Annotated in this window: 23 protein-coding genes and 1 riboswitch; of the genes, 16 read left to right on the forward strand and 7 right to left on the reverse strand. The window is 69.7% G+C overall.

Annotated features, from left to right (window positions below; all coding sequences use genetic code 11):
• Window positions 1–4: 4 nt before the first annotated feature.
• Together ACFPJ1_RS27960 and ACFPJ1_RS27965 are read left to right on the forward strand one after the other, a co-directional pair.
• Window positions 5–979, forward strand: a complete 975-nt coding sequence (locus tag ACFPJ1_RS27960; RefSeq protein WP_380108389.1) for an ABC transporter substrate-binding protein — start codon at window positions 5–7, stop codon at window positions 977–979.
• Window positions 976–3,075 carry an iron ABC transporter permease gene (locus ACFPJ1_RS27965; RefSeq protein ID WP_380108390.1) on the forward strand — a complete coding sequence of 700 codons (2,100 nt, stop codon included), beginning with the start codon at window positions 976–978 and terminating at the stop codon, window positions 3,073–3,075. Before ACFPJ1_RS27960 ends, ACFPJ1_RS27965 begins: the two co-directional genes overlap by 4 nt.
• A gap of 10 nt (window positions 3,076–3,085) precedes the next feature.
• Here ACFPJ1_RS27965 and ACFPJ1_RS27970 read toward each other — a convergent pair whose 3' ends face one another.
• Window positions 3,086–3,673 (reverse strand): HhH-GPD-type base excision DNA repair protein, encoded by a 588-nt coding sequence (locus tag ACFPJ1_RS27970; RefSeq protein WP_380108392.1) that lies wholly within the window; start codon window positions 3,671–3,673, stop codon window positions 3,086–3,088.
• A 202-nt stretch (window positions 3,674–3,875) separates the two neighbouring features.
• Here ACFPJ1_RS27970 and ACFPJ1_RS27975 point away from each other — a divergent pair, with 202 nt between their 5' ends.
• On the forward strand, window positions 3,876–5,219 hold the full coding sequence (locus tag ACFPJ1_RS27975) for a threonine/serine exporter family protein (protein WP_380108393.1): 1,344 nt from the start codon (window positions 3,876–3,878) through the stop codon (window positions 5,217–5,219).
• Here ACFPJ1_RS27975 and ACFPJ1_RS27980 read toward each other — a convergent pair.
• Window positions 5,199–6,734, reverse strand: coding sequence for an MFS transporter (locus tag ACFPJ1_RS27980; RefSeq protein WP_380108395.1), 1,536 nt, complete (start codon window positions 6,732–6,734; stop codon window positions 5,199–5,201). The genes ACFPJ1_RS27975 and ACFPJ1_RS27980 overlap by 21 nt on opposite strands.
• A 158-nt stretch (window positions 6,735–6,892) precedes the next feature.
• Between ACFPJ1_RS27980 and ACFPJ1_RS27985 the strand changes: the two genes are divergently transcribed.
• From ACFPJ1_RS27985 to ribH, 6 genes are all read left to right on the forward strand, one after another.
• Window positions 6,893–7,483 (forward strand): TIGR03086 family metal-binding protein, encoded by a 591-nt coding sequence (locus ACFPJ1_RS27985; RefSeq protein WP_380108397.1) that lies wholly within the window; start codon window positions 6,893–6,895, stop codon window positions 7,481–7,483.
• A 97-nt stretch (window positions 7,484–7,580) separates the two neighbouring features.
• Window positions 7,581–7,712: riboswitch (FMN riboswitch) on the forward strand.
• A gap of 128 nt (window positions 7,713–7,840) precedes the next feature.
• Window positions 7,841–8,869: a bifunctional diaminohydroxyphosphoribosylaminopyrimidine deaminase/5-amino-6-(5-phosphoribosylamino)uracil reductase RibD gene (gene ribD, locus ACFPJ1_RS27990; protein WP_380108399.1), complete on the forward strand. Its 1,029-nt coding sequence runs from the start codon at window positions 7,841–7,843 to the stop codon at window positions 8,867–8,869.
• Entirely contained in the window at window positions 8,870–9,502 is a 633-nt protein-coding gene (locus ACFPJ1_RS27995) for a riboflavin synthase (protein ID WP_380108400.1), read from the forward strand.
• On the forward strand, window positions 9,499–10,179 hold the full coding sequence (pnuC, locus tag ACFPJ1_RS28000) for a nicotinamide riboside transporter PnuC (protein WP_380108402.1): 681 nt from the start codon (window positions 9,499–9,501) through the stop codon (window positions 10,177–10,179). Before ACFPJ1_RS27995 ends, pnuC begins: the two co-directional genes overlap by 4 nt.
• A gap of 1 nt (window position 10,180) precedes the next feature.
• Window positions 10,181–11,413, forward strand: a complete 1,233-nt coding sequence (locus ACFPJ1_RS28005) for a bifunctional 3,4-dihydroxy-2-butanone-4-phosphate synthase/GTP cyclohydrolase II (protein WP_380108403.1) — start codon at window positions 10,181–10,183, stop codon at window positions 11,411–11,413.
• A complete protein-coding gene (gene ribH / locus ACFPJ1_RS28010) occupies window positions 11,413–11,883 on the forward strand; it encodes a 6,7-dimethyl-8-ribityllumazine synthase (RefSeq protein ID WP_380108404.1) in 471 nt (156 codons plus the stop codon). Before ACFPJ1_RS28005 ends, ribH begins: the two co-directional genes overlap by 1 nt.
• A 69-nt stretch (window positions 11,884–11,952) precedes the next feature.
• On the opposite strand, the gene ACFPJ1_RS28015 is transcribed toward ribH, so the two are convergent.
• Entirely contained in the window at window positions 11,953–12,921 is a 969-nt protein-coding gene (locus ACFPJ1_RS28015) for a hypothetical protein (RefSeq protein ID WP_380108406.1), read from the reverse strand.
• Between the two features lie 2 nt (window positions 12,922–12,923).
• Window positions 12,924–13,865, reverse strand: coding sequence for a hypothetical protein (locus ACFPJ1_RS28020; RefSeq protein ID WP_380108408.1), 942 nt, complete (start codon window positions 13,863–13,865; stop codon window positions 12,924–12,926).
• A 61-nt stretch (window positions 13,866–13,926) separates the two neighbouring features.
• Between ACFPJ1_RS28020 and ACFPJ1_RS28025 the strand changes: the two genes are divergently transcribed.
• Window positions 13,927–14,901, forward strand: coding sequence for a helix-turn-helix transcriptional regulator (locus ACFPJ1_RS28025; RefSeq protein WP_380108409.1), 975 nt, complete (start codon window positions 13,927–13,929; stop codon window positions 14,899–14,901).
• On the opposite strand, the gene ACFPJ1_RS28030 is transcribed toward ACFPJ1_RS28025, so the two are convergent.
• A complete protein-coding gene (locus ACFPJ1_RS28030) occupies window positions 14,889–15,374 on the reverse strand; it encodes a MarR family winged helix-turn-helix transcriptional regulator (RefSeq protein WP_380108411.1) in 486 nt (161 codons plus the stop codon). The two genes, ACFPJ1_RS28025 and ACFPJ1_RS28030, sit on opposite strands and share 13 nt — an antisense overlap.
• Before the next feature lie 90 nt (window positions 15,375–15,464).
• Between ACFPJ1_RS28030 and ACFPJ1_RS28035 the strand changes: the two genes are divergently transcribed.
• Both ACFPJ1_RS28035 and ACFPJ1_RS28040 read left to right on the forward strand, forming a co-directional pair.
• On the forward strand, window positions 15,465–16,103 hold the full coding sequence (locus ACFPJ1_RS28035) for an NAD(P)-dependent oxidoreductase (protein ID WP_380108413.1): 639 nt from the start codon (window positions 15,465–15,467) through the stop codon (window positions 16,101–16,103).
• A 16-nt stretch (window positions 16,104–16,119) separates the two neighbouring features.
• Entirely contained in the window at window positions 16,120–16,944 is an 825-nt protein-coding gene (locus ACFPJ1_RS28040) for an NAD(P)H-binding protein (protein ID WP_380108414.1), read from the forward strand.
• Between the two features lie 39 nt (window positions 16,945–16,983).
• On the opposite strand, the gene ACFPJ1_RS28045 is transcribed toward ACFPJ1_RS28040, so the two are convergent.
• Window positions 16,984–17,955, reverse strand: a complete 972-nt coding sequence (locus tag ACFPJ1_RS28045; protein ID WP_380108416.1) for a P1 family peptidase — start codon at window positions 17,953–17,955, stop codon at window positions 16,984–16,986.
• A 19-nt stretch (window positions 17,956–17,974) separates the two neighbouring features.
• Here ACFPJ1_RS28045 and ACFPJ1_RS28050 point away from each other — a divergent pair, with 19 nt between their 5' ends.
• Genes ACFPJ1_RS28050 through ACFPJ1_RS28065 form a run of 4 tightly spaced genes read left to right on the forward strand, consistent with a single transcriptional unit; the run spans window position 17,975 to window position 20,351 of the window.
• On the forward strand, window positions 17,975–18,670 hold the full coding sequence (locus tag ACFPJ1_RS28050; protein ID WP_380108418.1) for an MBL fold metallo-hydrolase: 696 nt from the start codon (window positions 17,975–17,977) through the stop codon (window positions 18,668–18,670).
• 40 nt (window positions 18,671–18,710) lie between these two features.
• Window positions 18,711–18,974, forward strand: coding sequence for a phosphoribosyl-ATP diphosphatase (locus ACFPJ1_RS28055; RefSeq protein WP_380108420.1), 264 nt, complete (start codon window positions 18,711–18,713; stop codon window positions 18,972–18,974).
• 46 nt (window positions 18,975–19,020) lie between these two features.
• Window positions 19,021–19,872: an ATP phosphoribosyltransferase gene (gene hisG, locus ACFPJ1_RS28060; RefSeq protein ID WP_380108422.1), complete on the forward strand. Its 852-nt coding sequence runs from the start codon at window positions 19,021–19,023 to the stop codon at window positions 19,870–19,872.
• Entirely contained in the window at window positions 19,860–20,351 is a 492-nt protein-coding gene (locus ACFPJ1_RS28065; protein ID WP_380108423.1) for a PH domain-containing protein, read from the forward strand. Before hisG ends, ACFPJ1_RS28065 begins: the two co-directional genes overlap by 13 nt.
• On the opposite strand, the gene ACFPJ1_RS28070 is transcribed toward ACFPJ1_RS28065, so the two are convergent.
• Window positions 20,348–21,244, reverse strand: coding sequence for an aldose 1-epimerase family protein (locus ACFPJ1_RS28070; RefSeq protein ID WP_380108425.1), 897 nt, complete (start codon window positions 21,242–21,244; stop codon window positions 20,348–20,350). The genes ACFPJ1_RS28065 and ACFPJ1_RS28070 overlap by 4 nt on opposite strands.
• Window positions 21,245–21,247 lie beyond the last annotated feature (3 nt).

A 21,247-nucleotide genomic window follows, 5' to 3' on the forward strand; every position in this document is an offset into this window, starting at 1 on the left:
TCTGATGAGACGAGTCACCGCCCTGGCCGCCGCTGCTCTGGCGCTAGTGCTCACCGCGTGTGGAAGCAGCGAGAACGTCACGCCCGAGGCGGACAGTTCGGCCGCCGCCCAGCCGGTGTCGGTCACCGACGCCAGGAGCAAGAAGATCGACCTGAAAGCCCCCGCCACCAAGGTGGTCGGGCTGGAGTGGGGTGTGGTCGAGAACCTGGTCACCCTCGGCGTGATGCCGGTCGGCGTCGCGGACACCAAGGGCTACACCACCTGGGTGACCGCGGCCAAGCTCGACCCATCGGTCAAGGACGTCGGCACCCGCGGTGAGGCCAGCGTCGACGCGATCGTTGCCCTGAACCCCGATCTGGTGATCGTCACCACCGACGAGTCGGCGAGCACGATCGCCCAGCTCGAGAAGGCCGCGCCGGTGCTGGTGGTGCGCGGCGCGGACGCGGCGAACGCGATCCCGCAGATGAGGACGAACCTCGAGCTGATCGGCCAGGCGGTCGGCAAGTCCGACCAGGCCAAGGCCGCGCTCGCCGACTTCGACAAGGCCCTTGCCGACGGCAAGCAGAAGATCGCCGACGCAGGCAAGGCGGGTGGCGCGTTCACGATGGCCGACGGCTACAAGCAGGGCAGCACGATCTCGATCCGGATGTTCACCACCGGCTCGTTGCTCGGCGCCGTCGCGGGTGAGCTGGGGCTGAAGAACTCCTGGACCGGTGCCGGGGACAAGGACTACGGCCTGGCGCAGACCGACATCGAGGGCCTGACCAAGCTGCCGGACGGCGACTTCCTCTACATCGCCTCCACCACCGACGGCGGTGACGTGTTCGGCGGTGACCTGTCCAAGAACGCGATCTGGAAGAACCTGCCGTTCGTGAAGGCCGGCAACGTGCACCGGCTGGCGGACGGCATCTGGATGTTCGGCGGGCCGAAGTCGACCGAGCAGTTCATCGACGCCACCGTGCAGGCAGTCACCTCTTGACCCAGCTGACCGCGCCGCGACCCGACGTCGCCTCGGTCCCGCTGGAGCCGGTACGCCGGATCCGCGTGGCCGGGGTGTTCGCCATCGCGCTGATCGCGGTGGCTGTGCTCGCCGCGGTGCACCTGACCCAGGGCACGTCCTCGGTGAACGCCGGAGACCTGCTCCGGCTGGTTGTCGGCCAAGGGACGGACAACTCGGCGAACGTGCTCGTGGCGTCGCGGTTGCCCCGGCTGTTGGCCGGCATGCTCGTCGGGCTCGCGCTCGGAGTCGCCGGTGCGGGACTCCAGTCACTCGCCCGGAACCCGCTGGCCTCGCCGGACACGCTAGGTGTGAACGCCGGGGCCTACCTGGCCGTGGTCGCCGTCGCCGCCTTCGGGATCCCGCTGCCGGTGCTGCCCGCCGGTGGAGTCGCCTTCCTCGGCGGACTGGCGGCCGCAGTACTGGTGCTGAGTCTTTCCGCGGGTGGGACGTCCGGGCCGACGCGGTTGATCCTGGCCGGCTCGGCGGTCGCGATGGCGCTCGCCGGGGTGACCACGTTGCTGTTGCTGCTGTACCGCGAGGAGACGATCGGCACCTTCGCGTGGGGGAGCGGCACGCTGGTCCAGACCGACCTGGACGCGGTCGCGCAGATGGCTCCGGTCGTTGCCCTCGGCCTGATCGGATCGTTGCTGCTGGCCAACAAACTGGACATCCTTGCCCTGGGCGACGACACCGCGGCGGTGCTCGGTGTCCGGGTCCGCCGGACGCGGGTCTGGATCACGCTCGTCACCGTCCTGTTGTCGGCCGCGGCTGTCACCGTCGCCGGGCCGGTGGGATTCGTCGGGCTGGTCGCGCCGGTGCTCGTCCGGCTGATCGCGCCGCTGGTCCCCGGGCTGATGAGGCATCGGATGCTGCTGCCGCTGTCGGGACTGGCCGGCGTACTGGTGGTGCTCGGCGCCGACGTGATCCTGCGGGCGCTGCTGGGTGGTCAGGCCGGGGTGGAGATCCCGACCGGCATCATGACGATGCTCGTCGGCGCGATCGTGCTCGTCTGGCTGGCCCGCCGGTACCGCGACTCCGGCCCCAGCCGGCAGGCGGGCGCGGGAGCCAGTTCCGGGCTGCGCAGTCTGCGGACCTTCTGGATCGTCCTCGGCGTGCTCATCGTGACGCTCGTCGGCGCGCTGGTGTTCGCGATGCTGGCCGGTGACGCCTTCCTGCGGACCGGCGACATCGTGAACTGGATCAACGGCCGCTCCGGCCGGGCGATCACCTACGTCCTCGACCAGCGCTTCCCGCGGGTGCTGTCGGCCGTGCTGTGCGGCGCGGCGCTCGCGATCGCCGGCGCCACCGTGCAGGCCGTGTGCCGCAATCCGCTGGCGGAGCCGGGCATTCTCGGCATCACCGGCGGTGCCGGCGTCGGTGCGGTCATCACGCTCATGGTGGCGCCGGCCGCGAGTATCTGGCTGCTGTCCGGCGTCGCCGCGGCCGCCGCACTGGCCACCTTCGCGCTGGTCTATCTGGTCTCCTGGAGGGGTGGGCTCAGTTCGGACCGGCTGGTGCTGATCGGGGTCGGCGTCTCGTCGGCGACGACCGCGATCATCACCTTCGTCATCGTCTACACGGATCCGTGGAACATCAGCCTGGCGATGACGTGGCTGTCCGGCAGCACCTACGGCCGGACTCTGCCGCAGGTCATCCCCGTCGCCGCGGCACTGCTGGTGCTGACGCCGATCATCGTGCTGGCCCGGCGCGAGCTGGACCTGCTGTCTCTCGACGACGACGTGCCGCGCATCCTCGGAGTACGGCTCGAGCGGACGCGGTTGGTCGCCTTGGTCGGTGCCGCGTTGATGACGGCCGCGGCCGTGTCAGCCATCGGCGTGGTCGGCTTCGTCGGCCTGGTCGCACCGCATGCGGCGCGAGCGCTGGTCGGCGGACGGCACGCACGCCTGCTCCCGGTCGCCGCGCTGCTCGGCGCGGTCCTCGTCAGCGTCGCCGACAGCATGGGCCGCACCGTCCTGGCCCCCGCGCAGATCCCCGCCGGCCTACTCACCGCCCTGATCGGCGCCCCGTACTTCGTCTACCTCCTCTGGCGCACCCGGACCCCCGCGCGCGCCTGATCGCCGGAGGTCAGCCGACGGCGTTGTCCTGCTTGTCGCGTTTGGCGGCCTTCTGGGCCTTCTTCCACTCGCGGACCTTGGCGAGGGACTCGGGGCCGTCGATGTCCGCGACCGAGCGGGGGATGTCGTCGCCGAACTTGCCGGCGGCCTCCCGCCAGCCCTCCGGGCGGACGCCCTGGGTCTTGGCCAGGATGGCGACGAAGATCTTCGACTTCTCCTCGCCGTACCCGGGCAGCGCGTGCAGCCGGCGGTACAGCTCGGCACCCGTGTCGACGCCCGTCCATATGTTCGCCGCCTGGCCCTCGTACTCGTCGGCGAGCACCGTGCAGACCTGGTGGATCCGCTTACCCATCGCGCCGGGGAACCGGTGGATCGACGGCTTCTCCGCGCAGACCGCGACGAACTCCTCGACGCCCATCGCGGCGATCCTGTTCGCGTCGAGGTGGCCGAGCCGTTCCTTGAGCTTGGCCGGACCAGCGAAGGCCCACTCCATCGGCACCTGCTGATCCAGCAGCATGCCGATCAGCAAGGCGGTTCCATCCTCGTTCAGCAGACCGTCCGCGGCCTTGTCACCTGTGATGTAGAGCGTCCCGGGCATGCGCTCAGGCTACTGGGTGGCCGGGGCGGGGTGTGGTCGATCCTCCGGAAAGCGCGGCGGCGTCGGGCTCGGGGCCCAACCAATCACCCGTGCCGGACGATGACGCAGGGGGTCCGAGGCACCGACGATGGCTACCTGATCAGTGTCGTCCGTCCTGCGCCCGGCGCGCGGCGTGACTCTGGGTGTTGTGATCGGACGGGACATGACGGAGCGACGCGAGGTTTACGAAACGCTCGATCTGGCGCTGCGGATCGGCGAGGTCCTCCTGTCGTCCGGGGCCGGGGCGGCTGATGTCACGGTCACCATGCTGGCGGTGACCCGGGCCTGCGGAGTGCGCAACGTGACCGCGGACGTGACGTTCGTAGACCTGACCCTCCACCACCAACCCACCAGCGACGAGCCCGCCGCCATTCAGGTTCGCCGGGTGACGCGGCGCCCGGTCGACTACGCGAACCTGATCGAGGTCGACGAGATGGTGAACCGCCTCGTCGCCGGTGATATCACCCGACGCGAGGCTGGTGACCAGCTCGCCCGGATCGTGTCCACCGGCCACCACCGGCCCCGCTGGGCGGTGACCGTCGGCTGGGGCGTGATGGGAACTGGTATCGCGCTCACCCTGGGCGGCAGCCCCATCGTGTGCCTGCTCGCCTTCCTGACGGCCTGTGCGATCGACGGGACCCAGTTGCTCCTGCCCCTGCACCGCATCCCGGCGTTCTACCAGCATGCGGCGGGGGGCTTCGTGGCCACGCTCATAGCGGTCATCGCCTCGGCCACGGAGCTCGCGGTGAACCCGTCCCGCGTCGTCACGACGGGGATCGTCATCCTCCTCGCGGGAGTCGGCATGATGGGTGCCACCCAGGACGCACTGAACGGCTTCCCGGTCACGGCCAGTGCCCGGCTGATCGACGCCGTGCTGAACACGGCGGGCATCATCGCCGGCGTGGGTGCAGGACTTACTGTCGGCGACATGCTCGGAGTGGGCCTGATCAGCTTCGAGCCCGGTGCGGCCGGCCTGGCAGAGGCCGGGGTCACCGTTTTCGGCGCCGCACTGGCCGCCGCGGCCTTCGCATTCGCGTCGTACGCACCGCGGCGCTCCCTGATAGCGGTGGCCTTGGTCGCGGCGCTCGGACAGGGAGTCCTGCTGACCGTCGACACCTCTGAGGTCGGCCGGACCTGGGGTTCGGCGGTCGCCGCCATCACCATCGGCGCGGTCTGCTACCTCGTCGCAGGTCGATTCCGGGTCCCGGCGCTCGTCGTGGTGGTCCCCGCGGTCGTGCCGCTCCTGCCAGGACTCGACATCTACCGGGGACTCGCCCTCTTCGCGGAGGGCAAGGACGGCGTCCTCGAGCTGGCCTCCGCGCTCGCCACCGCGCTCGCGCTCGCGGCCGGCGTGATCCTCGGTCAGTACCTCGCGCAGCCGGTCAAGCGTGAGGCGCGCCGACTGGAGACCCGGCTCGCGGGCCCACGGATGGTCGGTCCGTTCCGACGCCACGGCAGCAGGGGCACCCGGTGGCCCCGGTCGACCTCACCCCGGCGTCCGCTCTGATGCGCCGGCCTTACCTTGCTCGGGGTCGGCTCGTCCGGCCGTTGCTGAGGTCGGCAGGGTGTGGACGTGGGCCGCGGCCGCGGCGGCCGCGTCGTTCAACGTACCGGTCGCCTGGCGGTGGCGGGCGATCACGAAGGCCATCAGGACGCCGAGGAAGCTGAAGACCGCCATCACCCAGGAGGCCGCGGCCAGGCCGGATGCCAGGGCGTCACCCTGCGACGCGCCGTCGTCGGTCTGGTTGGCGATCACGGTGCCGTAGATCGTGGCGGCCAGAGCGGTGGCCACCGCGGCGCCGACGTACCGGGCCATGTTGGAGACGCCGGAGGCCCCACCGACCTCGTTCTCCGGTACCGACGCCGTCGCCGCCGACGACGCGGGACCGTTGGACATTCCCATGCCCACCGCGATGGCAACCAGCGGCAGCACGAACGCGGCGTACGTCCACGAAGCGCCCACGAAGCCCACGACGACGAATCCGGCAGCGGTGAGGGCGAACCCGGCGCCGATCGTCTGCCGGCCGCCGAACTTCGCCGCCAGCCGCGGCACGAGCGGGGCCACGACGACGAGCCCGACGGTCGCCGGCAACGTCGCCAGGCCTGCCTCGAGCGGGCTGAAGTCCAGGGCGGCGGGATCCTGGAAGTACAGGCTGAGCAGGTACATCAGCCCGTTGATCGTGCCCGCGCCGATGAGAATCGCGATGGTCGAGCCCACCAGGACGCGGTTGCGCAGCAGCGCGAGGTCCAGCAGCGGCACGGCGACCCGCCGCTCGACGGCGATGAACGCGTACCCGGCAGCGATCGAGATCGCGAAGCAGCCCAGGGTGGCCAGCGAGAGCCATCCCCAGTCGCCGCTCTTGGAGACCCCGAGGATGAGCGGCGTCAGCGTCAGCGCGATGAGCACGGTGCCCGCGTAGTCGATCGTCCTCGGCCGATCCGGGTCGCTCGACTCGCTCACCGTCGCCGCGGTCAGCACCATGCAGAGCAACGCCACTCCGGCGTCGATCCAGAACAGCCCCTGCCACCCGGTGGCATCGACGAGCACGCCGCCCAGCAACGGACCGGCGGCCGCGCCGACGGCCGCCGCCGCGCCCCACAGGGAGACCGCCCGCAACTGGGCAGCTCCGTCGTTGGCGACCGACAGGAGGCTCAGACCACACGCCAGGATGGTCGCCCCGGCCGCGCCCTGGATCACGCGTCCGGCGATCACCATCCCGCCGGATCCGGCGAGCGCGATCATCACGCACGACGCCACGAACAGCAGGAGGCCCAGCTGGAAGACCCGCCTGCGGCCGAAGACGTCACCCAGCGAGCCCGAGGTGACGATGACCGCGGCACCGACCAGCGAGTAGCCGGTCACCGCCCACTGCAGCGTCTCCACCGAGGTGCCGGTGTCTTCCGAGATGGCGGGTAGGAGGATGCTGACCGCCGAGGTGTTCGCGTTCACCACGAGCGTCGAGATGCACGTGGCAGCGAGCACCCCACCCGCCCGGCTCCTGACCTTTGCAGCGTCGCTCATACTCTTCCTTCCCGCGAACGGCCGATCGAGCCCGAACCAACGGTAGGGCGGACGCTCTCGGCTGCCCTCACCCTCTACGGACGAGTGCATCTGGTTTTCCTTCGCCCCGGGCCGCGGGCCTATGCTCGGCCAGGGCAGGACGACGAGGAGGAGAGCGGATGGACATCCGGGATCTGGATCGGCGGGCCGGCGCGGTACTCGGCGAGGTGATCATGCAGGTGCGGCCTGAGCACCTGTGGTTCCCCACCCCCTGTCCCGACTGGACGGTCCGCGGCCTGCTGCGGCACATCGTCAGCGAGAACGAGGGATTCGCCGCCGCGGCGATCGACGGCTCGGCCCCGGTGCAGACCTGGACCGGCGGACGGCTCGGCGACAACCCCGCGGGCGCCTACCGGCGGTCGAACGTGCGGGTCGCCGACGCGTTCGCCGACGGCGGAGCGCTGGACCAGCCGATGGAGGTGCGCGAGTTCGGCACCTTCCCGCGCCGGGTCGCGCTGACCTTCCGCCAGCTCGACTGCATCGTGCACGCCTGGGACGTGGCCCGCGCGATCGACGCTCCGTACGAGCCACCGGCCGACATGGTGGAGATGGCCCTCGGCCTGGCCCGCCGGATCCCCGACACCGACGAGACCCGCGGCCCCGGCGCCGCCTTCGAACGCAGCGTCAAGATCCCCGGCGGCGCCTCCGACCTCTCCACCCTCCTGGCCCTGGTAGGCCGCAACCCCGACTGGATGTCCCCCCTCGACTGACCCGCTCGAGTCAGGTCGGTTCGGCATACCAGGATGTGACCCAGGTCGTGGTGGGGTTTGGCGGGAGGGGCATACTTGGAGCACGAGTGAACCCACTCGCGTGCTCCGGGGTCGGTGTAATTCCGAGCCGGCGGTGATAGTCCGCGACCCGGCCGTTACAGTTCGGCGGCCGGTTGACCTGGTGGAATTCCAGGACCGACGGTGAAAGTCCGGATGGGAGGCGCACGCGATCGGCGGGTGCGCTCCGGCGTCCGGACGACGCGGCCTCAGGGCTGCGCCGAGCGGTTCAAACACGTTGGAGCGGTGCGCGCCGGTTGTCACGACCCCGGACGCGTCCGTGACAACGAGGGACCGTCAGTGAACAACGCGTCGCCGATCGACATCGCCTGGATGCGTCGTGCCGTCGAGCTCGCCGCCCTGGGCATCGGCACCACCCACCCGAACCCTGTCGTCGGCTGTGTCATCACCGGGCGCGACGGACATCCGGCCGGCGAGGGATTCCACGCCTACCCCGGCGGCCCGCACGCCGAAGTAGAGGCCTTGCGGATGGCCGGCGACCGCGCCCGCGGCGGTACGGCGTACGTCACGCTGGAGCCGTGCAACCACACCGGCCGGACCGGCCCGTGTGCCGACGCCCTGATCGAGGCGGGCATCTCCCGGGTCGTGTATGCCGTACCGGATCCGAGCCGCCAGGCGTCGGGCGGAGCCGCGAAGCTCGCCAGCAAGAACATCCGGGTCGAGGAGGGCGTGCTCCAGGACGAGGCCGAAGAGGTCAACCACGTCTGGCTGCACTCGATCCGGGCCGGACGGCCGTTCGTGACCTGGAAGTTCGCCACCACCCTGGACGGCCGGAGCGCGGCCCCGGACCGGTCGAGCCGGTGGATCACGGGTCCGCTCGCGCGCGCCGACGTGCACCGCAAGCGGGCCGAGTGCGACGCGATCGCGGTCGGCACCCAGACCGTGCTCGACGACGATCCCGAGCTGACCGTCCGCGACGCGGAGAACCGGCCAGTCGGCCGTCAGCCGCTCCGGGTGGTTGTCGGCGACCGCGACATCCCGGAAACCGCGCGGGTCCGCAACGACCGGGCGGAGACGCTGCTGCTCCCCACCCACGACCCTGCCGAGGTGCTCCGGCAGCTGGACGACCACCAGATCCGGCACCTCTGGCTCGAGGGTGGCCCGACCCTGGCCGCCGCCTTCCTCCGCGCCGGACTGGTCGACCAGATCGTCGCGTACGTCGCTCCGGCGGTCCTCGGTTCGGGGTTCTCCGCCATCGGCGACCTGGGCGCGGAATCTATCGGCGACCTGCGGCGCTTCACCCTTGCGGACGTCACCCGCCTCGGCGACGACGTCCGGCTGACCCTGACTCCCCTTGGAGGGCAATAGATGTTCACCGGAATCGTCGAAGAGCTTGGCACCGTCGAGTCGCTCGACCTGCTGGCGGGTGAGGCCGCCCGGCTGACCATCCGCGGGCCGAAGGTGACCGAGGACGCCGGACACGGGGACTCGATCTCGGTCAACGGCTGTTGCCTGACGGTGGTCGAGAAGGGGGACGGCACGTTCACGGCCGACGTGATGCGCGAGACGCTGCAGCGCACCAGCCTCGGCGGCGTCGACAAGGGTTCCAGGGTGAACCTGGAGCGTGCGGTCACCGCGCACGCGCGGCTGGGCGGCCACATCGTCCAGGGCCACGTCGACGGCGTCGGCACGATCGCGAGTCGCGAGCCGGCCGAACACTGGGAGGTCGTCCGGATCGCGGCGCCGGCGGACATCCTCAAGTACGTCGCGGAGAAGGGCTCGATCGCCGTCGACGGGGTGTCCCTGACCGTCACCGACGTGGACGACAGCACCGGCACCTTCGGGATCAGCCTGATCCCGACCACGCTCGAGCTGACCGTGCTCGGCCGGAACAAGATCGGCGACACCGTCAACCTCGAGGTGGACGTGATCGCCAAGTACGTCGAGCGCCTGCTGACCGCCGGCGCGCAGACAGACACTGTTGCTGGAGGCAAGGAATGAGCTTCTTCGACTGGTTGCTGCACGAGCAGGTGACGATCGCCGGCTCGCCGGTGCTGGTCCGGGAGATCGTCGGCAACGTCTTCGGTCTCGGCAGCGCCCTGTTCGGCATGCGCCGGCTGGTCGCGGCCTGGCCGGTCGGCATCATCGGCAACGTCTTGCTGTTCACGGTGTTCGTCGGCGGGGTGTTCGACACCCCGCAGGACAAGGACCTCTGGGGTCAGGCCGGACGGCAGGTCTTCTTCGCCCTGGTCAGCCTCTACGGCTGGTACCGCTGGTACCAGACCCGCCACGCGGGCGCCGCCACCGGCGTGAACCCGCGCTGGGCGTCCAGCAGGGAACGCGTGGAACTGCTCGGCGTCGGCGTGGTCCTCTACGCGATCGCGTACGCCGTGCTGAAGGCGCTGGGCTCCTGGGGGCCACAGTGGGACGCGTGGATCCTGACCGGCTCGATCCTCGCCACCTATGGGATGGCGCGCGGTTTCGTCGAGTTCTGGCTGATCTGGATCGCGGTGGACGTCGTCGGCGTACCGCTGCTGGTGCAGGCGAAGTTCTACCCGAGCGCGGCGATGTACGTCGTCTACGGGTTGTTCTGTGTGATCGGGTTCGCCGCCTGGTGGCGGATCCAGAACCGCGAGGCGGCGGCAGCGTCGACTCCCGAACCAGTGGTGGTGGGTTGACATGGGTGAGCTGCTGAAGCTCGACACGATCGAGCATGCGATCGACGAGATCCGGGCCGGCCGCCCGGTCATCGTGGTCGACGACGAGGACCGCGAGAACGAGGGCGACCTGATCTTCGCCGCGTCGAAGGCGACGCCCGAGCTGCTCGCGTTCCTGATCCGCTACAGCTCCGGCGTGGTCTGCGTCCCGATGGAGGCGGCCGAGCTCGACCGGCTCGGCATCCCGTTGATGACTCCTCACAACCGGGAGCGGATGCGGACGGCATACACGATCTCGGTCGATGCCCGCGACAGCATCTCGACCGGAATCTCGGCGGCGGACCGGTCCCGGACGATCCGGGTGCTGGCCGACTCCGCCTCCGAGCCGTACGACCTGGTCCAGCCCGGGCACATCTTCCCGCTGCGCGGGCGGGAGGGCGGCGTAATGGTCCGACCGGGGCACACCGAGGCGTCGATCGACCTGGCGCGACTCGCCGGGCTGACGCCGGCCGCGGTGATCTCCGAGCTGGTGAACGACGACGGCACGATGAAGCGCGGGCAAGACCTGCGTACTTTTGCGGACGAGCACGGCCTGGTCCTGGTCTCGATCGCGGACCTGATCCGTTATCGGCAACGGACCGAGACCCAGATCAAGCGGGTGGCGACCACCACGCTGCCGACCCGGTACGGCGACTTCGTTGCCCACGGCTACCGGAACACCGTGGACGGGTCCGAGCAACTCGCGCTCGTCCGGGGCGACATCGGGGACGGCCCGACGCTGGTCCGGCTCCACTCCGAGTGCCTGACGGGTGACGCCTTCGGCTCGCTGCGGTGCGACTGTGGTCCGCAGCTGGACGAGGCGATGCGCCAGGTCGCGGCCGAGGGCGGCGTCGTGGTGTACATGCGCGGCCACGAGGGCCGGGGGATCGGCCTGCTGCACAAGCTGCAGGCGTATGAGCTCCAGGACGCCGGCCGCGACACGGTCGACGCGAACCTCGACCTCGGACTGCCCGCCGACGCCCGTGACTACGGCACCGGCGCGCAGATCCTGGCCGACCTGGGGATCACCTCGGTGAAGCTGCTGACCAACAACCCGGACAAGCTGTCGGGTGTCCAGGGCTACGGCATCGACGTGGTCGAGCGCCGGGGCATCTCGATCGACCCGACCGAACACAACCTGCGGTACCTGCGGACCAAGCGCGACCGGATGGGCCACCACCTGCCCACCGGCACGGACGAGAACGGAGCCGGCTGATGTCGGGCAGTGGAGCACCAACCATCGAGATCCCGCGGGCCGAGGGAGTCCGGGTCGCGGTCGTCGCGGCCCAGTGGCACCCGAAGGTGACCGACTCCTTGGTCGCCGGGGCCGAGCGGGCACTGGCCGACTCAGGTGTCACGGACTACAAGGTGATCCGGGTGCCCGGGTCGTTCGAGCTGCCGGTCGCCGCGCTGCATGCGGCGAAGGGCGGGTACGACGTGGTGGTCGCGCTGGGCGTGGTGATCCGCGGTGACACGCCACACTTCGAGTACGTCTGCCAGGCGGCGACCGACGGCCTGATGCGGGTCGCGGTAGAGACCGGAGTACCGGTCGGCTTCGGCCTGCTGACCTGCGACAACGACCCGCAGGCCCTGGACCGAGCGGGCCTCCCCGACAGCCGCGAAGACAAGGGCTACGAGTCCGCGCAGGCCGCACTCTCCACCCTCCTGGCCACCCGCGCCCTCTGAAAAGCGTTGCGTCCGAAGAACCGAGGGTCAGGGGCCTCAGTTCTTCGGACGCAAGCGTCAGGCGGTGCGTCAGGCGGTGCGGGGGGCGGTGCGGGTGTGCGTCATGCGCCAGTTGGGGAGCCAGGTTTGGCCGCCGTCGGTGGAGAAGGATTGTTGCCAGGCGGCCTGGTCCGTGCCGGGGGTCCAGAGGAAGCGCACGTCGATCGGTTGGCCGTCCCACTCGTCGGGGCCTTCGAATACGCCCAGGCCGTCGGTGCCGAACGAACCGATGACCGGTGTCTCGAGCCGGCCGCGCAGGCTGTTGATCCAGTGGATCGACCAGGTCTTCGTCTCCGGGTGGAACAGCCGCAGCGTCGCGCCGCGGAATCCCTCGGTCGGGAACCAGCCTTCGTCGAAGCTGATCGCGCCGTCGAAGTACGAGTAGACCTTCATCTTCGAGGGCACCTCGTACCACTCCGCCGGCTCGCCCAGGGCCGGCTTGCGGCGCTCGTTCGCCATGTCCCATTCGCCGACCAGGAAGTCGAAGTCGCTGGTCGGTTTCGCGATGTCCACCCGCGGCGGCTCGGTGTCGCGCCGGGTGAAGTCCATCGTCCAGTTGACCTCCCAGGTCTCTCCACCGTCGTCGGAGAAGGACTGCTCCCAGTGCGCGGTCGTCTCGGCGATGTCCGACCAGGAGTAGCTGACCAGGATCGGCTTGCCGTCGAGTACCTCCTCGCCGACCAGCCAGCACGAGCCGTCCTTCCACCCGCCCTTCACCGGAGGCTGGACCTCCATCGAGGTGCTGCTGATCCAGTAGATCGTCCACTGCTTCTCGACCGGGTCGAACAGCCGCACGGACATCCCGTACGACCCCTTGGTCGGGAACTGCATCTCGTCGATGCTGATCGCGCCGTCGAAGTGGGTCCGCGCACTGCACGTCCCGTCGTACTCCTGCCAGTCGTCGCTGCCGACGAACACCTTGCTCAGCGTCCGGTGCCGGACGTCGAAGTGGCCGTCGAGGAAGTCGAAGTCGCCGGTTTCCTTGGTCCAGGTCGTCATGGTCAGACTCCTCGCCGGGAGAAGGTCATCGTCCAGTTGCTCTCCCAGGTCGCCCCGTCGTCGACCGAGAAGAACTGCTCCCAGACCGGTACGTCGCCCGTGGTCCACCGGAAGCGGACGTCGACCGGCCGGCCCTCGTGCTCGTCGGGACCCTCCAGTACTCCGATGCCGTCGGCACCGAATCCGCCGTGCACGGGCGGTTCGAGCACACCCCGGCGGCTGCTGATCCAGTAGATCGACCAGGTCCCGGCAGCCACGTCGTACAGGCGGACAGTCATGCCGCGTGCGCCGTCGGCCGGGAGGGTGACCTCGTCGACGCAGACCGCGCCGTTGAAAAGCGTGTACGCCTCCGAGGTGCTGCCCGACTGTTCGCGCCATTCGTCGCTACCGGTCAGCGGCGACACGAGGCGGCGGTGGAGCACGTCCCAGGAGCCGACGAAGAAGTCGAAATCGCCGGTCACCTTGGGGAGGTCCAGCGGCAGCGGTTGCGTGGTCCGCCGGGTCAGGTCCATCGTCCAGTTGGTCTCCCAGGTCTCCCCGCCATCGGACGAGTAGGCCTGCTCCCAGTGCGCGGTCTCCTCGGTGATGTCGGACCAGCGCAGCCGCACGGGGACCATCCGGTCGCCGAGGTCGTCCTCGCCGTACAGCGTGGCGACGCCGTCCGTCCACTTGCCGCGGACCGGGGGCTGGAGCTTCCCGGTCTTGCTGTTGACCCAGTAGATAGTCCAGGTCTCGTCGGCCGGGTCGTAGAGGCGGAGCGACAGGCCGTAGCCGCCGGCGAATCGCGCCTCGTCGATGCTGACGCCGCCGTCGAAGTGAGTGCGGCCCGTGCAGGTCCCGGTGAACTCCTTCCACTCACCGGTTGCCTGCAGCACGCGATGAGCCACGTCGAAGTGTCCGGTCAGGAAGTCGAAGTCGTTCGTCAGCTTGGTCAATGTCGTCATGACCAGACCTTCTCGTGGAAACCTGACAGGTCATGTCAGTGTTTCGGAGTAGCCTCGAACCATGCGTTCGAGTCGCCTGCTGTCGATCCTGCTCCTGCTGCAGACGCGCCGTCAGCTGACCGCTCGGGAACTGGCCGAGGAGCTGGAGGTCTCGCTCCGCACGATCTACCGCGACGTCGAGGCGCTGGCCGCCGCCGGAGTCCCCGTGTACGCCGACCAGGGCCGGGCCGGGGGATACCGCCTGGTCGACGGGTACCGCACCAAGCTGACCGGGCTCACCGAGGGAGAGGCGGCCGCGCTCTTCATGGTCGGCATGCCTGGTCCTGCGGCTGCACTCGGGCTGACCGAACAGACGAGTGCGGCCGAGCTCAAGCTCCTGGCCGCGCTGGGCCCCGATCAACGGGATCGCGCCGGGCGGCTGAAGAACCGCTTCCACCTGGACATGCCGGCCTGGTACCGCGAGGCCGAGGACTCACCGCACCTCGCCGCGATCGCGGAGGCGGTCCTGCACGACCGCCGGATCAAGGTGCTCTACCGGCGCTGGGAGGCACCCCGGGAGGTCGAGCGCACCCTCGAGCCGTACGGCCTCGTCCTCAAGAACGGCAGCTGGTACGTCGTCGCCGCCACCCCCGGGGGACTCCGCACCTACCGCGTCTCCAACATCCTCGAGCTGACCCCGACCGACGACGAGTTCACCAGGCCGGCCGAGTTCGACCTCGGCCGGCACTGGCAGGACCACTTGGACCAGTTCGAGCAGCGGCGGTTCACGAGCGAGGCGGTGGTCCGGATCTCGGCGCCGCTGGTGACCCGGCTCAGCGACTTGTCGTCCACCCTGCTGCTGAGGGCGATCGCTGACACCGGAGCAGAGCCCGACGAGGACGGCAGCATCACGGTCGCAGTACCGATCGAATCGATCGGCAACGCGGCCACACAGCTCGTCCGGTACGGCGATCGCCTCGAGGTGCTCGACCCGCCGGAGCTCCGTGCCGAGCTCAGCCGGCTGGCCCGGTCGTTGATCGCGCTCTACGAGTCCTGACCCAGCTCGCTGGTCGACGTGCGACCGGCCTCCGCGCTGCGCTGGAGGAAGTCGGCGATGAGTTCCAGCTCAGCCTCGGTGTATTCGGCGCAGACGTCGTCCATCGCATCGTTCATGCCGCGGTAGAGGTAGAAGACCTCCCGGTTGCGGTCCGGGAGGAGCCGAATGCTGACGCTGCGCCGGTCGGCCGAGTCGCGGTCGCGGGCGATCCAGCCGCCGCGCTCCAGCCGGTCGAGGATCCCGGTCAGCGTGGCCGGGTGCAGGCCGACGCGGCGGGCGAGCGCGCTCGGCGTCAGCGGGCCGTCCTTGCCCAGTACGTCCAGACAGTCGAGATCGATGTCCTTCAGGGCCAGCCGGCCGCCGATCTGGTGGTTCAGCAGCGCGAGCTGGACGCGCAGCTCGCGCAATGAGGTCTTGATCACGGTGGCCGCGCGGCGATGACGGCGCGGATCGCTAGATTGTTTCGATTCCATATATTATGATTCCCATATTATACGACTTACGGAACAGCTGTTGCGGCGCAGGCTACCGCAGATCGGCCGTCATCAGCAGGAGGAGTTCGGATGAAGATCACGGTTTTCGGGGCGACCGGCAGGATCGGTGGCCACGTGGTGGAGCAGGCACTCGCCGCCGGGCACAAGGTCGCGGCGGTGGTGCGCGAGTCCTCGCGGTTCGAGGTGGACCATCCGTCGCTGGAGGTGTTCCGGGTGCCCGGACTCACCGACGAGGAGGTACTGCGGCCCGCGGTGGACGGCAGCGCGGCGGTGATCTCCGGGGTCGGCGCGCGCGGCCGCAAGGACGGCCCGGTCGCGTCCGGGAGCACTCGGGCGATCCTCGCGGCGATGTCCGCGGTCGGCGTTCGGCGGCTCGTGGCGGTGAGCGCGATCCCGCTTGGTCCACTGCCGCCGGACGAGAGTTTCCTCAACCGGCGCGTCCTCCTGCCGCTGATCAACGCCTTCGCGGCCGACGTGTACGCCGACCTGCGGCTGATGGAGGCCGACATCATGAGCAGCAGCACCGACTGGACGATCGTCCGGCCGCCCAAACTCACGGACAAGCCGCTCACCGGCCAGTACCGCGTCGGCATCGGTAGCACCATCCCTCGCACCTACAGCATCTCCCGGGCTGACACCGCCCATCTGATGCTGGCGGCACTCAGTGATCCGGCGATGGTCGACCACCCAGTCAGCGTGGGTTACTGAGAAGGGCGGGCGGATCATGATCCTGATCACCGGAGCCAGCGGGAACGTCGGCCGCGAACTGACCGAACTCCTGGTCGCCAGGGACGTCAAAGTCACCGCGGTCACCCGGGATCCCGTCCGCGCGGCGCTCCCTTCGCCGGCCCGGACAATCCCGGCGCCCGACTTCGACGGGGTCGAGGCGGTCTTTCTCAACCTCGCCGCTTTCGGTCCTTCGCTGCCTGACCTGTTGACGCAAGCAGTAGCTCAAGGGGTACGGCGTGCTGTGCTGCTGTCGGCGATCACGGTCGAGTACGGCGGCGGGTATCGCAGGTTCGCGGAGGGCTTCCGGGCCGCGGAGGAGGTGGTCCGATCGTCCGGACTCGAGTGGACCTTCCTGCGCCCGAGCCAGTTCTCGTCCAACGCGATGGTGTGGGCGCCGCAGATCCGCGCGACTGGCAAGGTGCGAACGGCGTACGGGGAGGCGGCCTACTCGCCGATCCATCCGCTCGACATCGCCGCGGTTGCCGCTCGCGCACTCGTCGACGACGAGTTCGCGGGGAAGGCGTATGCGCTGACCGGGCCGGAGTCGCTGACCCAACGGGCCCAGGTCCGGGTGATCAGCGAGGCGCTGGGACAGCCGGTGGAGTTCGAGGAGATCCCGGTCGAGCAGGCGCGGCAGGCCATGCTCGACCAGGGGGTGCCGGCTGATATCCCGGATCGGATGTACGGCTACCTAGCCGAATGTCTGGCGAGTCCGGCGCCGTCGACCACCACCGTCGCCGAGATCCTCGGCCGCCCGGCGCTCGCCTTCTCCGACTGGGCGATCGAGCACACACCCGCCTTCCGCCGGAGGGAGAACTGAGGCAGAACCTTCCTGTGCCGGTTGGCGTACAGCACGCCATCATCCGCGCCTACTCGCTTCGCTGACCCGCTCGAGAGGAACGGCGTACTGCGTGTTCCCGCCGAACCCGGTGACGGTGCGGGCCATCGTCACCGAGTTCAGCAGGGCTTCCTCGGTTGACTCGGTGACTGCGTGGAAGGCGTTCCGCAGCAGGCGATCCTGTATGCCCTCGCCGGTGCGGGCCGTGCTGAAGGCGATGGCGTAGTCGCCGCTGCCAGGGGAGTAGTCGGAGCCGACCCGGGCCATGGCGAAGATCGCTCGTCTGGCCAGGCGGCCGAGTTGGCGGGCATCCAGGGGGAGGTCGGTGGCCACGACGATCATGCAGGAGTTGCCCTCGGGTTCAACGACGGGATCTCGGTGGATGGGAGTGCCGAGGACTGTGAGGGTGCCGGAGAAGTTGGATTGGACGAGTGCGCCGACGGTGCCGCCGGAGACCTGGCGTGAGGACGTGCCGATCCCAGCTTTGAAGCCGAGGGCGCCGGTGCCGGTGCCCGCTCCGACGCAGCCTTCGGCGGGGAGATCGGTGGAAGCCGAGTCGAGGGCGTCGAAGACGTGCTGGGGCGTGATCGGACGCCGGCGGATGTCGGAGAGGAAGCCGTCGTTGGTTTCGCCGACGACCGGGTTGAGGCTCGTCGCTGTCGGATCGCGGTCTAGCAGCCAGGTCAGCAGCGCGTCGGCGACCCGGAAGACCGAGAGCGTCCCGGTCAGCAGAACCGGCGTCTCCAGCACACCGAGCTCGTCGACCTGGGTGGAGCCGACCAGCTTCCCGTAACCGTTCCCCACCGCGATCGCCGCGGGCAGGCCGGCGGCGTACCCGTCCGGCACGATCGCCGTTACCCCGGTGTGCAGGTCACCTCCGTCGTCGATCGTCGTCTGCCCGACCCGGATCCCCGGTACGTCGGTGATGGCATTCAGCGGACCGGTCGGCAGCGAACCCGGTACGACTCCCAGTTCTCGGACTCTCGATGGCATGCCAGCTATCGTCGGGCAAATGGTCGAGTTGGTGCACCTCAGCGGCCGGGTCTGGCTCTATCCGCACGACCCGGACCCCGAAGCGGTCCGCCCGTCGGTCGCGATGATCGCCGACGACCGCGGCAGCGTCCTCGTCGACGCCGGCAACAGCCCGGCCCACGCCACCGAGATCCAGCAGGCGATCGCAGCAGCGGATCTCCCGGCGCCCACGACCCTCGTCTACACCCACCACCACTGGGACCACACCTGGGGAGCGTCCGCCTGGGAGAAGGTCGAGGTCATCGCCCACACCACGGCCGTCGACCTCCTCGAGGCGGAAGCCAAGCGTCCGTGGAGCCACCAGTACCTGAGAGACCAGGTCTCCGAGAACCCGAGGCTCGGTCCGAGCTTCCGTGCTCGCGCGCTGGCGATGCCGGACTGGGACGGGTTCGAGGTGGTCGTGCCGCACCGGACCTTCGAGGACACCCTGACCCTGCCGACCGGCGTCCAGCTGCGGCATGTCGGCGGGAACCACGCGCCGGACTCGCTCGTGGTCCTCGACCCCGAGTCGGGCGTGATGCTGCTCGGCGACTGCTTCTACCCGCCGCCGTTCCACCTGCGGACCGAGTCCGACGGGATGGACTTCGGGATGGTGAAACGGCTGCTCGCGGAGCGGCACGCCTGGTACGTCGACGCCCACTCACCGCCTCGGGAAAGTCCGGACAGCGAGACCTGATCGCAACCTGCGACCGGCCGACCTCTAGGCTGAGCCTGCGATGAAGACCTTTGACGAACTCTTCGCCGAGCTGGGCGAGAAGGCGCTGACCCGACCGGAGGGCTCCGGCACCGTGGCCGCGCTGGACGCCGGTGTGCACTCGATCGGCAAGAAGCTGGTCGAGGAGGCCGCCGAGTCCTGGATGGCCGCCGAGTACGAAGGCAAGGAACGGGCCGCGGAGGAGCTGAGCCAGCTGCTCTACCACGCGCAGGTGATGATGCACGCGCTCGGCCTGAGCCTCGACGACGTGTACCGACATCTGTAGGAGCTCCTGCAGATCCCCCGGTTCACATCTACAGATTGGCCGTTTCATGCTGCGCGTCGCAGTACCGAACAAGGGCTCGCTGAGCGAGGCCGCCACCGAGATCCTGGCCGAGGCCGGCTACCGGCAGCGCCGGACCACCAAGGACCTTTCCCTGACCGACCCCGACAACGGTGTCGAGTTCTACTACCTGCGCCCTCGCGACATCGCCGTGTACGTCGGTGAGGGCACCCTGGACGTCGGCATCTCCGGCCGCGACCTGGTGCTCGACTCACACGCGGACGCCGAGACCATCCTCGAGCTCGGCTTCGGCGGCTCGACCTTCCGGTTCGCCGGCCGGCCCGGGGTCGCCCGGTCGGTGAAGGACCTCGAGGGCAAGCGGATCGCCACCTCGTTCGCGGGCATCCTCAGCGACCACCTGGCCGAGAACGGCGTCAAGGCGTCCGTGGTGAAGCTGGACGGCGCGGTCGAGTCCGCAGTCCAGCTCGGCGTCGCGGATGTGATCGCCGACGTCGTCGAGACCGGTACGACGCTGCGCCAGGCGGGCCTGGAGGTGTTCGGCGACCCGATCCTCAAGTCCGAGGCGGTGCTGATCAAGCGGCACTCGGCGGCGGCGGAGCAGCCGAACGGGCTCGAGCAGCTGGTCCGCCGGCTGGAGGGCGTCCTGGTCGCCCGCAACTACGTGATGATGGACTACGACATCCGCGCCGAGGCGGTCGAGGCCGCGAACGCGGTGGCGCCGGGCCTGGAGTCGCCGACGGTCTCGCCGCTTCATCGGGAAGGCTGGGTCGCCGTCCGCGTGATGGTGCCCCGGGCCGAAGCACAGCGGATCATGGACCAGCTCTGGGAGATCGGCGGCCGAGCCATCCTCACCACGGACATCCACGCGTGCCGGATCTGACCCCGATGACCCCGAAGGCCAGGGCGGTCCCGCAGGCGGAGTGGACCTTCCACCCGTGGATGGTCGCGATGATGTCGACCGCGATGGGGTTGTCCCTGATCGCCGTCTTCGGGGTGATCTGGTTCCGGTTGTCGGCGGAGTCGCGGGACAGCTTCACGCCGTTCCAGCGGATCACGCTGCTGGCGTTCTTCGGTGTCATCCTCTGGCTGCTCTACCGGATGGCCACCGTCCGCGTCACGGCGTACGCCGACGGCCTGCGGATCCGGAACGTGTTCAAGAGCTACCGCTTCGGCTGGGACAACGTGAAAGCGCTGCGCTTCCGCGCGGGTGACCCCTGGCTGCAGCTGTTCGATGCTGAGGGCAACAGACTCGGCATCCTCGCGGTGCAGGCGTCGGAAGGCGCCCGGGCGGGCCGCGCAGCAAAGGAACTGGCCGCGGTGGCCCGCTCCCACGGTGCCGGCGGCCAGACTCCTGTCTAGACGCTGACGGTGAAGCTGGTGGTGTGTTCGTCGCCGGGTTTCAGGACGACCAGGTTGTCGCCAGTGTTGAAGGCGTCCGGCGGACACGTCATCGGCTCGACGGCCAGCCCGACCCGGCCGATCGCGTTACCTGTGTAGAGCTGCATCCACCTGGTGTCACTGCGCAGTCGTGCGCTGTTGCCGGTGTCCGGATCGGTCAGTCGCACCTCCCAGGACTCCGGCAGCCCGGTGAAGGCGTTGTCGATGTCGAGATCCTGCAGCTTCCTCGCCCGGCTGAAGTCGTACTGCGAACCGCCGACCGGCGCGAGTCCCACCGGGCTCAGGCGATCCGGCGTGACCTCCAGCCAGTCCGCTGCGGTGAACTCCAGCTCGCACTCGTCGATCTTCCGGCCGACGGACAGGTAGGGGTGGCAGCCATACCCGTACGGCGCGTCGCCGGCGCCGACGTTCACCGCCCGGGCGGTGACGGTCAACCCGCCCTCGGCATCGAGGTGATAGTCGAGGCTCAGGTCCAGCTGGTGCGGGTACCCCGACTGGCCGTGGACGCGGTACGCCAGGTGCACGACGGCTTCGTCGGTCCCGTCGTCCACGCGCTCCCAGTTCGCCCAGCGCGTCAGCCCGTGGATCGCGTTCAGCCGGGCCGGCTCGGTCAGGTAGAGCTGCTGGTCCACCCCGCGGAAGGTGTACTTCCCGTCGGTGATCCGGTTCGGCCACGGGAACAGGTGCTGCCCGATCCCCGCATGCGCCGCCTCGTCCTCGCCGTACCCCACGAGCACCTCGCGCCCGCCGTACGAGAGTCCGCGCAGCCCACCTCCCACGCTCACCACGGTGCCGAGGTACTCCCCGGCGCGAATCGTCCACTGCTCCCCGGACGGCAAGACCTGTCGGCTCATCCG

The sequence above is a fragment of the Kribbella qitaiheensis genome (assembly GCF_042657745.1).
Taxonomy (GTDB): Bacteria; Actinomycetota; Actinomycetes; order Propionibacteriales; family Kribbellaceae; genus Kribbella; species Kribbella qitaiheensis.

What these genes read in the sequence shown, in the direction of transcription:
- ACFPJ1_RS28025 (WP_380108409.1), top strand. Translation starts at nt 13,927, where the DNA reads ATGCGTTCGAGTCGCCTGCTGTCGATCCTGCTCCTGCTGCAGACGCGC.
- ACFPJ1_RS27970 (WP_380108392.1), bottom strand. Translation starts at nt 3,673, where the DNA reads ATGCCCGGGACGCTCTACATCACAGGTGACAAGGCCGCGGACGGTCTG.
- ACFPJ1_RS28020 (WP_380108408.1), bottom strand. Translation starts at nt 13,865, where the DNA reads ATGACGACATTGACCAAGCTGACGAACGACTTCGACTTCCTGACCGGA.
- ACFPJ1_RS27985 (WP_380108397.1), top strand. Translation starts at nt 6,893, where the DNA reads ATGGACATCCGGGATCTGGATCGGCGGGCCGGCGCGGTACTCGGCGAG.
- ACFPJ1_RS28055 (WP_380108420.1), top strand. Translation starts at nt 18,711, where the DNA reads ATGAAGACCTTTGACGAACTCTTCGCCGAGCTGGGCGAGAAGGCGCTG.
- ACFPJ1_RS27995 (WP_380108400.1), top strand. Translation starts at nt 8,870, where the DNA reads ATGTTCACCGGAATCGTCGAAGAGCTTGGCACCGTCGAGTCGCTCGAC.
- ACFPJ1_RS28045 (WP_380108416.1), bottom strand. Translation starts at nt 17,955, where the DNA reads ATGCCATCGAGAGTCCGAGAACTGGGAGTCGTACCGGGTTCGCTGCCG.
- ACFPJ1_RS27975 (WP_380108393.1), top strand. Translation starts at nt 3,876, where the DNA reads ATGACGGAGCGACGCGAGGTTTACGAAACGCTCGATCTGGCGCTGCGG.
- ACFPJ1_RS28030 (WP_380108411.1), bottom strand. Translation starts at nt 15,374, where the DNA reads ATGGAATCGAAACAATCTAGCGATCCGCGCCGTCATCGCCGCGCGGCC.
- ACFPJ1_RS28050 (WP_380108418.1), top strand. Translation starts at nt 17,975, where the DNA reads ATGGTCGAGTTGGTGCACCTCAGCGGCCGGGTCTGGCTCTATCCGCAC.
- ACFPJ1_RS28015 (WP_380108406.1), bottom strand. Translation starts at nt 12,921, where the DNA reads ATGACGACCTGGACCAAGGAAACCGGCGACTTCGACTTCCTCGACGGC.
- ACFPJ1_RS28005 (WP_380108403.1), top strand. Translation starts at nt 10,181, where the DNA reads ATGGGTGAGCTGCTGAAGCTCGACACGATCGAGCATGCGATCGACGAG.
- ACFPJ1_RS27980 (WP_380108395.1), bottom strand. Translation starts at nt 6,734, where the DNA reads ATGAGCGACGCTGCAAAGGTCAGGAGCCGGGCGGGTGGGGTGCTCGCT.
- ribH (WP_380108404.1), top strand. Translation starts at nt 11,413, where the DNA reads ATGTCGGGCAGTGGAGCACCAACCATCGAGATCCCGCGGGCCGAGGGA.
- ACFPJ1_RS28040 (WP_380108414.1), top strand. Translation starts at nt 16,120, where the DNA reads ATGATCCTGATCACCGGAGCCAGCGGGAACGTCGGCCGCGAACTGACC.
- pnuC (WP_380108402.1), top strand. Translation starts at nt 9,499, where the DNA reads ATGAGCTTCTTCGACTGGTTGCTGCACGAGCAGGTGACGATCGCCGGC.
- ACFPJ1_RS28070 (WP_380108425.1), bottom strand. Translation starts at nt 21,244, where the DNA reads ATGAGCCGACAGGTCTTGCCGTCCGGGGAGCAGTGGACGATTCGCGCC.
- hisG (WP_380108422.1), top strand. Translation starts at nt 19,021, where the DNA reads ATGCTGCGCGTCGCAGTACCGAACAAGGGCTCGCTGAGCGAGGCCGCC.
- ACFPJ1_RS27960 (WP_380108389.1), top strand. Translation starts at nt 5, where the DNA reads ATGAGACGAGTCACCGCCCTGGCCGCCGCTGCTCTGGCGCTAGTGCTC.
- ACFPJ1_RS28035 (WP_380108413.1), top strand. Translation starts at nt 15,465, where the DNA reads ATGAAGATCACGGTTTTCGGGGCGACCGGCAGGATCGGTGGCCACGTG.